Origin of the sequence: Flavihumibacter rivuli, from assembly GCF_018595685.2 — a bacterium.
Classification (GTDB): Bacteria; Bacteroidota; Bacteroidia; order Chitinophagales; family Chitinophagaceae; genus Flavihumibacter; species Flavihumibacter rivuli.
Genome location: NZ_CP092334.1, coordinates 2,522,496 through 2,537,450, shown reverse-complemented (window position 1 = coordinate 2,537,450; position 14,955 = coordinate 2,522,496). Strand labels below are relative to the sequence as shown.

The following is a 14,955-nucleotide window of genomic DNA, read 5'->3' as shown; positions in this document are numbered from 1 at the left end:
TGGCTGCCTTCGGGTCATTTAGTCAACAACCTTCAGGATCTCCCTTTCAGAATGGGCCACATGGCTTTTGAATTTTTCGTACCAGTTTTTCCAGTCGCCCTGTCCCATACCTGCCGAAAGCGACTGTTCATATTCCGCCAGGGAAGAAAAGCCTTCTTCCATGATCAGTCTGTAGGAATGACCGGTGAAATCGCTGAGTACCCGAATGGCTTTGGCTTCCGGCATCAATTTGTTTGACCTGGCTTCGTCCATCAGCGCTTTGGCAGCTTTAAAATGGCCGAAGTGGAGGTAGAAAATGTCCCTGATGATATACATGGCTAACCTTTTTGAGGGTTAAAGAATACAACCATGTTTGGAAGGGTGGATAGAAGCCTAAAGGTACTGAAAATTATGCTTGACCGGGAACTGTTACCTTTGCAAAAAATCGGGTATGATCGTTATCGATAACACTTTGGTAAGCGATGAGGTTATTGAGGAAAAATTTGTGTGCGACCTTTCCCGGTGCAAGGGTGGATGTTGTGAAGACGGGGATACAGGAGCACCGCTGGAGACTGCTGAACTGGAAATAATCAATGACGTGTATGAAGTGATAAAGCCGTATCTCACCAGGGATGGTATCCGTGAGATAGAAAGAAGGGGGCGCTACCAATACGATAAGGAATACGGATGGGTAACCCCCGCCATAGATGGGGGCATGTGTGCCTATGGGTATAAGGATGAGGCGGGCATCATCAAATGCGCATTCGAACAAGCTTATTACGAGGGAAAGATCACCTGGAAGAAGCCCATCAGTTGTCATCTGTTCCCCATCCGCATCAAAGTAGGCAAAGAGTATGACCTCGTCAATTATGAACCCCGGGAAACCCTTTGTCAGCCCGCCTGTTCGCTGGGAAAGAAGTTGAAAGTACCGGTTTACCAGTTCCTGAAGGAGGCCATCATCAGGAAATACGGGGAGGAGTATTACGAAGCGCTGGATGCCTATTACCAGATGTACCAAAAGAAATGAGGTTCGCTCAATTCCTGAACCATTAATTTTGAATAACCTGTTGCCTGGTTAAATCGGCAACTATCTTCAGCAGATGTCAGACAACAAATCCACCTTTCTCGCCAAGAGTACCGTGAAGGCGGCAGACCTCGAACACCGCCGCAAGATCAATTTCAATATTGGTAAGTACAATGCTGTTGTACCCCAGGGTAAGCAGCAGTTCGATAATGTTCAACTGGCCAGGGAAAGGGCCAAGAATATCAAGTGGCGAGCATTGGAGACACTGGACCAACAGTTGGAGAATTTTGAGGCTGCTTTTACTGCAAGGGGTGGAAAAGTGATCTGGGCCGAAACGGCAGAAGAGGCACGCCAGGAGATCCTGAAGATCTGCAGGGAGAAAGATTGCAAGACCCTTGTGAAAAGCAAGAGCATGGCCACCGAGGAGATCAAACTGAACGATTTTTTGGAGGAGAACCATATTGAAAGTGTGGAAACAGACCTTGGCGAATATATCCAGCAATTGGACGGTGAAACACCTTACCATATCGTTACCCCTGCCATGCACAAGAGCAAGGAGGATGTTGCCAAACTGTTCGCGGAGAAATTGGGTACGGATCCCAAACTAAGCCCGACTGAACTGACTTTGGTGGCCCGCGAGAAATTAAGGGAGAAATACATCAGGGCTGAAGTGGGTGTTACCGGTGCCAATTTCATCATCAGTGATATCGGGGCGATCGCCTTAACGGAAAATGAGGGCAATGCCAGGCTAAGCTGTGCCTGGCCAAAGACCCATATCGTGATCGTGGGTATCGAGAAGGTGATACCTTCGATGACCGACCTGGGTCTGTTCTGGCCACTGCTGGCCACCTATGGAACAGGGCAGCAGGTAACTGTTTACAACAGCATTGTTTCGGGACCAAGGCAGGATGGCGAGACCGATGGACCCGAGGAAATGATCGTGATCCTGCTGGATAATGGCAGGACCAATATCCTCGCCAATCCCAGGATGAGGGAAAGCCTTTATTGTATCCGTTGTGGCGCCTGCCTCAATGCCTGCCCTGTATATAAGAATATTGGTGGCCATAGTTATGGCACCACCTATAGCGGACCGATAGGATCCGTTATCACGCCACACCTTCGCGGATTGGGAGAATGGCAACACCTCAGCCATGCCTCTTCCCTTTGCGGCAACTGCACGGAAGTCTGCGCAGTAAAGATCAACCTGCACGAACTCTTGCTGGAGAACAGGCATGAAGCAGTGGAAGAAGGGGAAGGAAGCTGGACAGAAAAGATGGCCTGGAAGGCCTGGAAGATGGCCAGCATGAACCGCAAATGGATGAATAAGGGGAAGGCCCCGCTGAAGAATTGGGCTGTCAATAAATTGTTCAAGGGCTGGACAGCACATCGGGGCGACCTGAGCTTCCCGGAAAAAAGCTTCAACCAGATCTGGCGGGAAAAAAACCAATTGCCCGGACAGTCCAGGTAAGCACTTTCTTTTCCTGCTATTGAGAATTTAATGTCTTTCCTGTAGTTTTAGTGCCCATGTTGTTGTACACCGAAACCAAGAGCCCCCGGCTGGCTTATATTATGGATTTGATCAGTAACGAGATACTGGTTGAACCATGTGCTATAACAACAGAGAAGGATGTCTTCCTGCATTATGACGGTGCCAGGATCAATTATAGTAAACAACAGTTTGATTGTCCTTCCCTCCAAATTGTCCCTTCCAGTCTTCTTTTTGAACAGGATATCCAACCAGCATCGCCCGAAGTAAAGTTCCTTGATGGACAAAAGGTGATGTTTGTTACGGAAGGCGGTGACCTTGGCTTTGACCTGCTGGCAGCAAGCTTTTACCTGGTTAGTCGTTACGAGGAATACACTTCGCTTAGTCGTGATAGTTATGGCAGGTATTCCCATACCGATTCCCTTGCCTGGAAAGAGAACTTCCTGCATGAGCCACTGGTGAATACCTGGATCCTTTACCTGCAGGAAAAGCTGTTGGAAATTTTCCCCGGCCAGTTGTTCAGGAGAAAGAGTTTCAGGTTCATTCCCACCTATGATATCGACATGATGTTCTCCTTTCTCCACAAAGGATTGATAAGGAATATTGGGGGCACTATCAGGTCGGTAATGAAAGGTAATTATCGACAGGCAAAGCAGCGGGTAAGGGTACTTCGTGGCAAGGAAAAGGATCCCTATGATGCGTATGAGTGGTTGGATGCATTGCATCTATATTGCAGGGTAAGGCCCGTTTATTTCTTCCTTGTAGCCCAAAAGCAACTGGGCTATGATAAGAACATACCTACTGAGGTCAAGTCGTTCCAGGAACTGATCAATTATTACGCAAGCGTATTTGAGGTAGGCATCCATCCATCATGGCAAAGCAGTACAAGCCCGGATGACAGGATACTGCGAGAGGAGAAGGAGTGGATGGAAGTTATTGCGGACAAGGAGATCACCAAGAGCCGTCAGCATTACATAAAGTTCACTTTACCGGAAGGTTACAGGAGACTGCTGGCTGCCGGAATAAAGGAGGATTTCTCCATGGGCTATGGGACCATCAATGGTTTCAGGGCTTCTTATAGTTCCCCTTTCCGGTGGTTCGACCTCGAGCGGAATGAGGCTACAGACCTGATGGTATATCCCTTCTGTTTCATGGATGCCAATTCCTTCTATGAACAGAAGCAGACGCCCCAACAGGCCTACAATGAATTGATGCGTTTGTATGCTGCAGTTAAAAAAGTGCGCGGCACTTTTATCACCGTATGGCACAATAGTTTCCTTGGCACCGACCTTGAATTCAAGGGTTGGCGCGAAGTGTATGAGGTCTTCATGAAAGAGGACGCTTATTGGGATGCGGGTTGATCCTTCTTCTTCCTGTATGCATCATTCACCAGGTATACCCCCACCAAAGCAACAAGACCGCCTACGGCAATATAGGCATTGAGTTTTTCATCAAATATCCAGGTGCCCATCAATACAGCCACGATCGGGTTGATATAGGCATAGATGGATACCTGTTCAGTTGGCAGGTGCTGCAGGGCATAGATATAAGCCATAAAGGTTACTACCGATCCAAGGACGGCCAGATAGGCAATGGCGAGCCATGCTGGTAAGGGAATCGTACTGATAGGGATATGGTCGCCCGTAAGCCTGGTCACACCGGTCAAAGCGATACCGGATATGATCATTTGCAGCCCTATACTGAAATAGGGATTGAATGCACTGACCTGTTTTTTGGTATACAATGTTCCCAGCGCCCAGGAAAGGGTGGCACCTACAGAGACTAATATGCCAAACCTGAAGTCTGCATTCAGGAAATCATGCAGGTGGTCGTAGAAGATGATGCAGATGCCGGTAAAGCCCAGGATAAAACCAATAGCAGATGCCGGCGTGAGTTTACTGTTCCCGCCGATCATGGCAAATAAGACTACCCATAGGGGCACGATGGCGCCGATGATGGCAGCCAGTCCGCTGGAAATATATTTCACTCCCCAGGTGGAAAGCCCATTGCTGAGGAAGAAGTTCAGGAAACTGAGGGTGATCACAGGCCACCATTGGTTCCCTTTGGGAAGGGACCTTCCTTTGATGGTGAAGTAAATGAAATACAAGAGGCCGCCTATGAACTGCCTGATCCCTGCCAATTGCAGGGCTGGCATGTATTGTACGCCGGCCTTGGATGCCAGCCAGGTGGTACCCCAAAGGAAGCTTACCACTGCAAGGGCCAGCAAGGCTTTTGCCCTGGTGCCCTGGCGTCGTATTTGAAATGGGTTAACTGAAGTGATTTGCTTGAACATGTTGATCGGTAGGATAAAGTTCTGAAAAAGGACAAAAAAACCGGGTGTTTCCACCCGGCTTCCGTTAATGTTTGAAGTGACGCATTCCTGTCATCACCATCGCCAGGTTATTTGTTTTACAATATTCGATCGAGTCATTATCACGGATGGATCCGCCGGGCTGGATATAAGCCTCAATGCCCACTTCATGGCCCATCTTCACGCAGTCGTTGAAGGGGAAGAAAGCATCGCTTGCCAATACCGCACCCTTCAGGTCGAAATTGAATTGCCTTGCCTTATCGATCGATTGACGCAAAGAGTCAATGCGGCTGGTTTGGCCGCAGCCCTTGCCGATGAGTTGCTTGTTCTTCACCAGGGCAATGGCATTGCTTTTCAGGTGCTTGCACACAAGGTTGGCAAATTCCAGGTCCTCACGTTCTGCAGCGCTGGTCTCACGGCCACCCACTTCTTCCCACTTGGTATAATTGCCTTCATCATTTTGCTGCATCAATACACCATTCAGCAGGGAGCGGAATTGTTGCGTGGTATTGAGTTGTTGCTTTTGTTTCAGCAGGATCCTGTTCTTCTTGGTCTTCAGCAAGGTCAGCGCTGCTTCTTCAAAAGAAGGGGCAATGAGTACTTCGAAGAAGATCTCATTGATCGCTTCTGCTGTTGCATAATCAACGGTACCATTCACCACCAGGACACCTCCGAAAGCACTTTCCGGGTCACCGGCAAGCGCAGCATCCCATGCTTCTTTTACAGTAGCGCGCTGGGCAATACCGCAGACATTGGTGTGCTTGATGATGGCAAAGGATTTCGCGGTGGTTTCATTTGAGAATTCCCTGATCAGTTGAACCGCAGCATCTACATCCACAAGGTTATTGTAAGAGAGTTCCTTTCCATTGAGTTGCTCGAACAATTCATTCAGTTCGCCATAATAAACGCCCTGCTGGTGGGGGTTCTCACCATAACGCATGATGCGTGGGTTGGGAACGGATGACAGGAAGTAGTTGTCAAATCCCGGTGTGAAGTACTGGGAGATGGCAACATCATAGTGGGCACAAACCTCAAAAGCCTTTGCTGCAAAATGGCGGCGCTGTTCGAGGGTGGTGGTACCGTTCTGCTCCCTGAGCATTTGTTCGAGGATGCTATAATCTGCCTTTGACGCGATCACCACTACATCACGATGGTTCTTGGCAGCACCACGGATCATGGACGGACCGCCGATATCGATCTTTTCAATGATAGCCTGCTCATCGGTGGTTGATTTAACCGTCTCTTCAAACGGGTAGAGGTCAACGATCACCAGGTCCAGTTCAGGGATCTCATATTGCTTCATCTCGCTGAGGTCCTGTTCATTGTTCCTGCGGCCGAGGATCCCGCCAAAAACCTTTGGGTGCAGGGTCTTTACCCTACCACCAAGGATAGAAGGATAAGAGGTCACGGATTCAACAGGTACACAGGCTATGCCCAGGTCTTCAATGAACTTCTGGGTGCCCCCGGTAGAATAAATGGTTACCCCTTGTTCCTGCAACAGGCGAACAAGTGGTTCCAGTCCGTCCTTATAAAAGACAGAGATCAATGCAGATTGGATCTTTTTGGTCATACGTTGGGGTTGACGAGTTAAATGATGAGGCAAGCCTGCTGAACAAAATAGCCTTGTTCAACGAAGGCGCAAAGCTACGTTTTACCGGGGAAATTCCGGGTGACTTTATGCACAAAGGCGGCAGGACTCCTCCATCGGTTTGGGTAAGGCATTACCGGTTATTGCGGTGCCAGGTCGCTTATAAGGGCCCCTTTCTTCCGGATATTGTAGTACCTGATGCCCTGTTGTTGTAGTATTGTTTCCAATTTTTTACCGGCTTTTTCGGGTAGGGAAGCATCCAGGATGACCAGGCATGTCGGGGCCAGTTTTCCAGACCATTCCGGCTTCCAGTATACTGGTTGGGTGAGGATGAGGTAATCGGGTTGCTGTTCCAGCATTCCGGGCAGGCTCGAATGATTCCAGGGGATGGCGATCTTATGATTCTTGTAGGTAATGAGCTGGCCAGGCAGGGGCTTTGTACGGTTCACCCGGTAAAAGCTATGGCAGGAGCGCTGGAGGTCTTGTGAATACCGGGTCTTGGGGTGGTAGAGCAGGTAGGAGGAAGTGCCTAGGATCAACTCGATCCCCGACCTGCCAGGGCGATGGTAGATGACCAGTAATTCCTGTTTGGATTGTAGGTAATGGTCCCGGAAGCCTTCCAGGCCGAACAGGAAAAGCAAGATCAAAGAAGCCATCAGGAATATCCTTCGGGTGGTGATAAAGCATAGTGTAACGGTAAGGATGAGGGTAAATGCCAGGATTACCTGCAGGAAGGTCCATTGGAGACCGTTGATGACTGATCCCGGTAGTTGGTCGAGGGAAGTGATGGAATGGTTCATCCATTGTATAAGGGTTCCCGTGACCCATCCAAAAAGGTCGGGGGCTTTGGGTATCCATTGCAAGAAGTAAGTGACCAGGCCGAGAACCAGGGCGATATTCGATAGCGGGACAGCAAGGATATTACCGAGCAGGAAATAGACCGGGGTCTGGCGGAACAGGCCAATTGAAATGGGGAGTGTGAGTATTTGCGCCGCGAGGCTAACAGCGGAGAGTTCCCACAAGGCTTGCAGGATTTTGTTTTGCGGCTGGAGTAAACTGGTAATGGCAGGCTGGTAGTATATGATGCCTGTCAGGGCAGCAAATGATAGCTGGAAACCGGCATCGAATAGCCATTCCGGTTCAAAGCAAAGCAGGCAGAAGGCAGAGCAGGATAACAACTGCGCCGGGTCAATGGATTTCCGGAGCAGGTTGGAGAGTTGTGTGAAGGAAAACATGAAAGCTGCCCTGATGACGGATGCCGATGCACCTGCTGTAAGGCTGAACACCCAGATACAGATGAGGACAAGTATGGATTTCAGCCATAATACTTTTCTTTTGGCAGTCAGGTTAAGCCTGGTGATCTTCTGCAGGAGAAGGAAGATGAGTCCAAGGTGCATACCCGAAACGGCAATGACATGCACTACCCCGGTATTGACATAGGCCTGCAGGAGTTCCTTATCCAGGTCATCCCGGTAACCGATCAGGAGGGCCAGAGCCAGCGCCCTGCTTGGTTTGGGTTGGATGAACCTGCTCACCATGTCATGGAAGCTTTTCTGGAGCTTTCCGATGATGGAATAGTAGGCATGGTGGCGCTGGCCGGCAGGAATGACCAGGTCCCCATCGTTGAGGTAGGCCGTATGATGGATATCCTGCCTTGCTGCGAATGCCTTAAAATCAAATGCACCCGGGTTATTGGTTTCTATTATTGGTTTGATCTTTCCGGAAGGAAACCAGACAGTTGATCCCTGGACAAGGGCAGTTTGGGTTGAGGGTGAAATATATGCTATGACAGATCCCCTAGTTGTCCGCAGCTTACCAGATGCTGTTATACCAGCGAATACCTTTAAAGTTACTTTACAATATTTCCCTTTGGTGACGGGGTGACTGGCGACTATGGATTTAAAATACGTGTAATCATGACAGTTAGTCCCAATCCAGTCATCCCGGTTTTCGATCCTTCCGCAATAATGCAGGAGGCAGCCTGTAAGGAGGAGGGCCAGGGTAATGGCTATTCCCGGGATCCAACGGTAACGATAAGGAATATCCAGCCACTTCACCTGGAGGACAAACAGGAGGGCGATGGATGCCAGTAGTGAAATAGCTATGCTGCTTACTGCAGGCTGGGAATGATCATTAAGCCAAATACCAATGGCCAGCGGTGCCAATAAGCGAATGAATGGTGCCCGTTTCCATTTTGCTGCCCTTCCCCACATAACCTGTTCTCCTGCTGAAAACTAGTGTTATCCGTGGTTACAGGCAAGGGTGAAATCACGGTATTGGGAACTCGTAATGGGATAATGACCGCAAAGCAGGTGGGACAATTGGGGAGTGGAGGGGTCAGGTGCTTTATCTGCAACCAAATGATTCAGGTAAGAAAAGCAATGCCCCTATACAAGGGGCATTGTTATAATAAATCAGGGCCTTAGGCAAGTTCGGTTTCATAATTGATCACGAATTCTTCTGCCGGCCTCCGCACTTTTGGTGCTTTGGCGAGATAGTCATTGGACTCATCCCGGTACCCCAGGGCAAGAATGGAAACGGCATGCAGGTTTTGTTCATCCAGGCCGAGGATATCATTTACCTGTTCTGGATTGAAGCCTTCCATTGGCGTACTGTCAACCTGTTCCATTGCCGCGGCCATGGTTGCGAATCCAAGACCGATATAGGCTTGTCTTGCAGCCCATTGGTGAAGTTGTTCATTACTCCTGCTATTGATGGTGCCCAGCATCATGTTCTTGAAATCGGCCAGCGATTCCGCCGGGATATTTCGGGTTTGGGCAATGTTCTGGATATAGGCTTCCACATCCAGTGGGGTAATGGTCTTCCAGGCTGCGAAGACCAGCAGGGCAGATCCTTCTGTTACCTGGGGCTGGTTGTAAATGGCCGGGGCCAGTTTCTTGCGCAGTCCTTCATCTTCGATTACCAGCAGGTTAAATGGCTGCAGGCCATAGGAAGTAGGCGCAAGCCTTACAGCTTCTACGATGTTCCTGATCTTTTCCGCAGGAACTTTCTCCCCGTTCATTCGCTTCGTGGCATAACGCCAGTTGAGGGCATCTAAATATTGCATAATTCTCTAATTGAAGGTTAGGTGATAGTTGATGGTTATTAACATATTTGTATGTACAATGTTCAAACATCATTCCAGAAATTTTGACACTAACTTTCCGGTAAAATTGGCAGTTGGGTAGCTAAGATGTTTAATTACAGGCAATTGTAATGTGGTTGGGTCGGAGCCAGGTCGGAGCCAGGTCGGAGACGGGTCGGAAACGGGTCGGAAACGGGTCGGAGCCGGGTCGGAGCCGGGTCGGAGACGGGTCGGAGACGGGTCGGAAAAATGGGAAAAAAAAGCCACCCGGGAGAGGTGGCTTTGGGAAGTTTTATTTGCTGAGGTACATGCTTCGGTCTTTGTAAAGCTGACGGAAGTAGGGGTCGCGGAGGTCCTTGATGAAGCGGATGGCTTCCCCGGTACTTTTCATTTCGGGTCCCAGTTCCTTGTTCACATTCGGGAACTTATTGAAGCTGAACACCGGTTCCTTGATCGCGAAGCCCTTCAGCTTCTTCTCGAATTTGAAGTCGGTCAGCTTGTTGGTACCCAGCATTACCTTGGTGGCAATGTTGAGGTAAGGGATCTGGTAGGCCTTCGCAATGAATGGTGTAGTACGGGAAGCGCGGGGGTTGGCTTCGATCACGTATACCTTACTGCCCTTAATGGCGAACTGGATATTGATCAGGCCCCTGATATCGAGGGCGCGGGCGATCTTCTCTGCGTAATACTCCATGGTGGTCACTTCCAGGGGCGAAAGGTTGAAGGCCGGGAGTACCGCATTGGAGTCACCGGAGTGGATACCGGCAGGCTCAATATGTTCCATCACACCCATCACGTGGAAGTTCTCGCCGTCGAAAATGGCATCCACTTCTGCTTCCTGGCAGCGATCCAGGAAGTGGTCGATGAGGATCTTGTTGCCAGGGATATGTTTCAACAGGCTCACTACTGCCTTTTCTACTTCTTCATCGTTGATCACGATCCTCATTCGCTGTCCACCTAATACGTAGGAAGGACGAACGAGAACGGGATAGCCCACTTTGTTGGCCACTTCAACCGCTTCATCAACGGTATAAGCGGTACCATAATCGGGGTAGGGGATGCCGAGGTCTTTCAGCATGTCACTGAAGCGGCCACGGTCTTCGGCGATATCCATGTTGTCGAAGGAGGTACCGATGATCCTGATGCCTTTCTTATGCAGGCGCTCGGCCAGTTTCAGGGCTGTTTGCCCACCCAGTTGAACGATCACGCCTTCGGGTTGTTCATGCTCGATGATCTCCCAAAGGTGTTCCCAGTAAACGGGTTCGAAGTAGAGCTTATCGGCGATATCGAAGTCGGTGGAAACCGTTTCAGGGTTACAGTTCACCATGATGGCCTCGTAACCGGATTCCTTGATGGCCAACAGTCCGTGAACGCAGCAATAGTCGAATTCAATACCCTGGCCGATGCGGTTGGGGCCTGAACCCAGTACGATCACTTTTTTCTTATCGGAACGCTTGCTTTCATTGGCGCCACCTTCTTCAAATGTTGAATAGAAGTAAGGGGTCTTGGCCTCAAATTCGGCGCTGCAGGTATCTACCATCTTGTATACCCTGCGGATACCGGCTGCCTTCCTCTTCTCATATAATTCTTCTTCGGTACCATCGCCCATGATGCGGCAGATCTGTTCGTCACTGAAACCAAGGCGCTTGGCTTCCTTCACCAGCTCCATGGGAATGGTAGCGATCTTATATTTAGCGATCTCTTTTTCGAGGGTACAGATCTTCTGGATCTCATAGATGAACCAGCGATCGATGCCATTGGTGGCTTTCACGATCGTGTTCACACTCACACCCAGCATCAGGGCGTCCTTGATGCGGAAAATGCGGTCCCATTTCGGGGTCTTGATGTATTCGATCAGTTCTTCGGCATGCATCTGGCTCTTGCCATAGTAGCCCAGACCAACTGCGTTGTTCTCCAGGCTCTGGCAGGCTTTCTGCACGGCTTCCGTGAAGCTGCGGCCGATGCCCATCACTTCACCCACACTCTTCATCTGCAATCCCAGGGTATCATCAGCGCCCTTGAACTTGTCGAAGTTCCAGCGGGGGATCTTCACAATCACGTAGTCCAGGGCGGGTTCGAAATAGGCGGAAGTGCTCTTGGTGATCTGGTTTTCCAGTTCATCCAATGTATAGCCAATGGCCAGTTTAGCGGCAATTTTTGCAATGGGGTAACCGGTGGCTTTGGAAGCCAGCGCGGAAGAACGGCTCACGCGAGGGTTGATCTCAATGGCGATGATCTCTTCCGTTGCGGGGTTCAGGGCGAACTGAACGTTACAACCACCGGCGAAGTTGCCGAGGTCGCGCATCATCATGATAGCGGTATTGCGCATCAACTGGAATGCCGTATCGCTGAGGGTCATGGCAGGCGCCACCGTAATGGAGTCACCGGTATGCACACCCATCGGGTCGAAGTTTTCCACGGTACAGATGATCACCACATTATCGTTGGCATCACGCAGGAGTTCCAATTCAAATTCCTTCCATCCCAAAACAGCCTGTTCCACCAATACTTCATGGATGGGGGAAGCCTGCAATCCGCGGTTGAGTGCCTCATCCAGGTCGTCTTTTCCGTGAACGAATCCTCCACCGGTTCCACCGAGGGTGAAAGAAGGACGGATCACCAGCGGGAAGCCAATCTCCTGGGCAAATTCCTTACCCTCCAGGAAGCTGTTGGCAGTCTTGGCCCTGGCAACCGGAACCCCCAATTGGATCATCCATTGGCGGAACTTTTCCCTGTCCTCAGCCTTATCGATAGCCTTGATATCCACACCGATCAGCCTTACCCCATATTTTTCCCAGATACCGAGGTCTTCGGCTTCCTTGGCCAGGTTAAGGGCTGTTTGCCCTCCCATGGTGGGTAGAACGGCGTCGATCTCGTTCTCTTCCAGGATCTGTTCAATACTTTCTACGGTCAGTGGCAACAGGTAAACCTTATCGGCCATCATGGGGTCGGTCATGATAGTGGCCGGATTGCTGTTGATGAGGATCACCTTGATACCCTCTTCCCTCAGGCTTCTGGCCGCCTGGGTACCAGAGTAATCGAATTCACAAGCTTGACCGATGATAATGGGGCCCGATCCAATGATCAGGACAGATTTGATGGAAGTATCTTTTGGCATGTTCGCGGAAAAATAAATTGCGCAAAACTACGACCCGGGGGGCAATTTTCCGGAATTAATTTCCTGTCCTGACAATCATGGGTATAAAAAAGGCCTTCCCGACAGGGGAAGGCCTGAATATAGTGAGCCAATGTACCGCTTAACTATTGTGGTAAGCCGCCATCTCGATATCGTCCAGGATCACCTTGCCCTGTTTGGCGTCGGAACGACGGACCGCACGGGCCTGGCGCTCATCATTCTTGCTAAGTATCCTGAACATCCATTTCTGTTTGGCTTCCTGTCCCTTAAATGCACCAATAACTGTACTGATCATTACTGCTGCAAGGATCACGGCTTTTTGCTTCATACTTTTCATACCCATCATTTTTCCTTGTTATGTAATAGCTGGTGCTTACTAACCAATTGCCTAATCTTAAGACAATATATAAACACCAAAAGCTGTTCCATGTTTACCAAAATGCATACCTAAAACAGGTAATTTTTTTAATTTAACAAGTTGTTTAAACAACTAGTTTTCCAGGCATGCCCATACAAGGGAATCCTGAGCATTAGCAGATGCATTTTGGCATGGCCGCCATCAACCGGGGCGTACCAGGTTTAAGGATTCTTTCCATTGTCAAGTAGTAGTTTTGCAGCATTACTAACCCAAATGTTTTGCTGATGAAGTGGAGGATCCTCCTGGCGTCCTTATTGTGTTCTGTTACCCTTGTAGCGCAATACAACGGACAGCCCGACTATCCCAAAGGTTATTTCAGGAACCCCCTGAACATTCCCATCGACCTGAGTGGGAATTTCGGGGAGTTACGCCCCAACCATTACCATATGGGACTTGACCTCAAGACCCAGAAAAGGGAGAACCTGCCTGTATTCGCTGCGGCAGACGGGTATATATCCAGGATCAAGATCGAGCCGGCGGGATTCGGCAGGGCTATCTATGTGGACCATCCCAATGGAATTACAACCGTTTACTGTCATTTGAATGATTTCTTCCCGGCCCTCGAGGATTGGGTGAAGGGAGAGCAATACCACCTGGAATCCTGGAAGGTGATGCTGGAATTGCCCCCGAACCGCTTTCCTGTAAAGAAGGGTGATTTCCTGGCCTATAGTGGCAATACGGGCGGTTCACAGGCGCCCCACCTGCATTTTGAGATCCGCAGGACCAAGGATGATGTGAACCTCAATCCCATGTTGTTTGGGTTCCCCCTACAGGACAATACCTCGCCCTCCATCCTGAGGTTGGCCATTTATGACCGGAACAAAAGTGTGTATGAGCAATCACCCCGGCTTTTAGCAACTGCAAGGAATGGCGATGGTTTCAGGGTTCCCCCTCAGGTAGTGGCTACCAATAAAGTGAGCCTGGCCATCACCGCCTATGATACCCATACCGGTTCTTCCAACCAGAATGGGGTTTACGAAGCCGTACTGTACGACAATGATAAGGCCGTGGTGGGATTCCGGATGGACCAGGTTGGCTACGATGCCACCCGTTACCTCAATGCCCATATTGACTACAAGACCAAGTCAACAGGAGGACCCTACCTGCAACACCTTAGTGAGCTGCCTGGCTACCTGCATTCGATCTACACCCGATTCAGTGGTGATGGTGTGATCGATCTTAGTGACGGCCAGGTACACGATATCAGGATCGTGGTGAAAGATGGCTATGGTAATAGTTCGACCCTCCAAACCAGCCTGCAGTATAACGGTGCCGCTTACACGATAAGTGCCCCTGCTGGAAGAAGGTTCTATCCCATGATGGTGGATGTGTATGAAACAGAAGATTGTGAATTTGTGATCGGGGAAAGAACTCTGTACGATTCTGTCACCATCCAGTACCACAGGACCGTCACCGCACACCCTGAAGTGGTTTCGGCTGTGCATTCCATAGGTGCACCTTACATACCCCTACAGGACTCAATGGTAGTAAGGATTCAACCCGTAGGTGATCTTTCACCTGCCGAAAAGGAAAGGACCGTGATGCAACGCTTTGCCGGTAACAAGAAGGATGTGCTGAAAGTGCAGTGGCAGCGCAACTGGGCCATGGCCCGTTTCAGGGATTTCGGCAGTTTCCAGTTGGTGTTGGATAATAAGCCACCTGAGATCCTGCCCATCGGTTTTTCGGATGGGGCGAACCTGGCGGGCATTCCACGTATCGTATTCACCGTAAAGGATAACCTCGAAAAGTGGAAAGTGCTGCGAACGGAACTGGACGGCAAATGGATCAGGTTTACGAACGATAAGGGCAAGAGTTTTGTTTACAGATTTGATGAGAAATGCCCGCCGGGTGAACACACCCTGCGCATCGTTGCCGAAGACGAGGCCGGGAACAGGACAGAGAAGCAGATCAGGTTCAAGCGTTAAGGA

Annotated in this window: 11 protein-coding genes; 4 read left to right on the top strand and 7 right to left on the bottom strand. The window is 49.8% G+C overall.

Annotated elements, in window-relative coordinates; all coding sequences use genetic code 11:
• Positions 1 to 18: 18 nt before the first annotated feature.
• Positions 19 to 315 carry a hypothetical protein gene (locus tag KJS94_RS10875; protein ID WP_214448736.1) on the bottom strand — a complete coding sequence of 99 codons (297 nt, stop codon included), beginning with the start codon at positions 313 to 315 and terminating at the stop codon, positions 19 to 21.
• Positions 316 to 430: 115 nt separating this feature from the next.
• On the opposite strand from KJS94_RS10875, the gene KJS94_RS10870 reads away from it, so the two are divergent.
• The 3 genes from KJS94_RS10870 (at position 431) to KJS94_RS10860 (ending at position 3,850) form a co-directional block, all read left to right on the top strand.
• The gene (locus tag KJS94_RS10870) at positions 431 to 1,006 is read left to right on the top strand and encodes a DUF3109 family protein (RefSeq protein WP_214448737.1); all 576 of its coding nucleotides are present in this window, start codon (positions 431 to 433) and stop codon (positions 1,004 to 1,006) included.
• 73 nt (positions 1,007 to 1,079) lie between these two features.
• On the top strand, positions 1,080 to 2,471 hold the full coding sequence (locus KJS94_RS10865; protein ID WP_214448738.1) for a LutB/LldF family L-lactate oxidation iron-sulfur protein: 1,392 nt from the start codon (positions 1,080 to 1,082) through the stop codon (positions 2,469 to 2,471).
• A gap of 56 nt (positions 2,472 to 2,527) precedes the next feature.
• A complete protein-coding gene (locus tag KJS94_RS10860; protein ID WP_501993653.1) occupies positions 2,528 to 3,850 on the top strand; it encodes a polysaccharide deacetylase family protein in 1,323 nt (440 codons plus the stop codon).
• On the opposite strand, the gene KJS94_RS10855 is transcribed toward KJS94_RS10860, so the two are convergent.
• The 6 genes from KJS94_RS10855 to KJS94_RS10830 form a co-directional block, all read right to left on the bottom strand.
• A complete protein-coding gene (locus KJS94_RS10855) occupies positions 3,832 to 4,782 on the bottom strand; it encodes a DMT family transporter (protein ID WP_214448740.1) in 951 nt (316 codons plus the stop codon). The genes KJS94_RS10860 and KJS94_RS10855 overlap by 19 nt on opposite strands.
• A 64-nt stretch (positions 4,783 to 4,846) precedes the next feature.
• Positions 4,847 to 6,370, bottom strand: a complete 1,524-nt coding sequence (gene purH, locus KJS94_RS10850) for a bifunctional phosphoribosylaminoimidazolecarboxamide formyltransferase/IMP cyclohydrolase (protein WP_214448741.1) — start codon at positions 6,368 to 6,370, stop codon at positions 4,847 to 4,849.
• Positions 6,371 to 6,528: 158 nt separating this feature from the next.
• Positions 6,529 to 8,601, bottom strand: a complete 2,073-nt coding sequence (locus KJS94_RS10845) for a ComEC/Rec2 family competence protein (RefSeq protein ID WP_214448742.1) — start codon at positions 8,599 to 8,601, stop codon at positions 6,529 to 6,531.
• Between the two features lie 209 nt (positions 8,602 to 8,810).
• A complete protein-coding gene (locus KJS94_RS10840) occupies positions 8,811 to 9,455 on the bottom strand; it encodes an NAD(P)H-dependent oxidoreductase (RefSeq protein WP_214448743.1) in 645 nt (214 codons plus the stop codon).
• Between the two features lie 310 nt (positions 9,456 to 9,765).
• Positions 9,766 to 12,591, bottom strand: a complete 2,826-nt coding sequence (carB, locus tag KJS94_RS10835) for a carbamoyl-phosphate synthase large subunit (RefSeq protein WP_214448744.1) — start codon at positions 12,589 to 12,591, stop codon at positions 9,766 to 9,768.
• 139 nt (positions 12,592 to 12,730) lie between these two features.
• Positions 12,731 to 12,946 carry a hypothetical protein gene (locus KJS94_RS10830; RefSeq protein ID WP_214448745.1) on the bottom strand — a complete coding sequence of 72 codons (216 nt, stop codon included), beginning with the start codon at positions 12,944 to 12,946 and terminating at the stop codon, positions 12,731 to 12,733.
• 305 nt (positions 12,947 to 13,251) lie between these two features.
• Here KJS94_RS10830 and KJS94_RS10825 point away from each other — a divergent pair, with 305 nt between their 5' ends.
• The gene (locus tag KJS94_RS10825; protein WP_214448746.1) at positions 13,252 to 14,952 is read left to right on the top strand and encodes a peptidoglycan DD-metalloendopeptidase family protein; all 1,701 of its coding nucleotides are present in this window, start codon (positions 13,252 to 13,254) and stop codon (positions 14,950 to 14,952) included.
• Positions 14,953 to 14,955 lie beyond the last annotated feature (3 nt).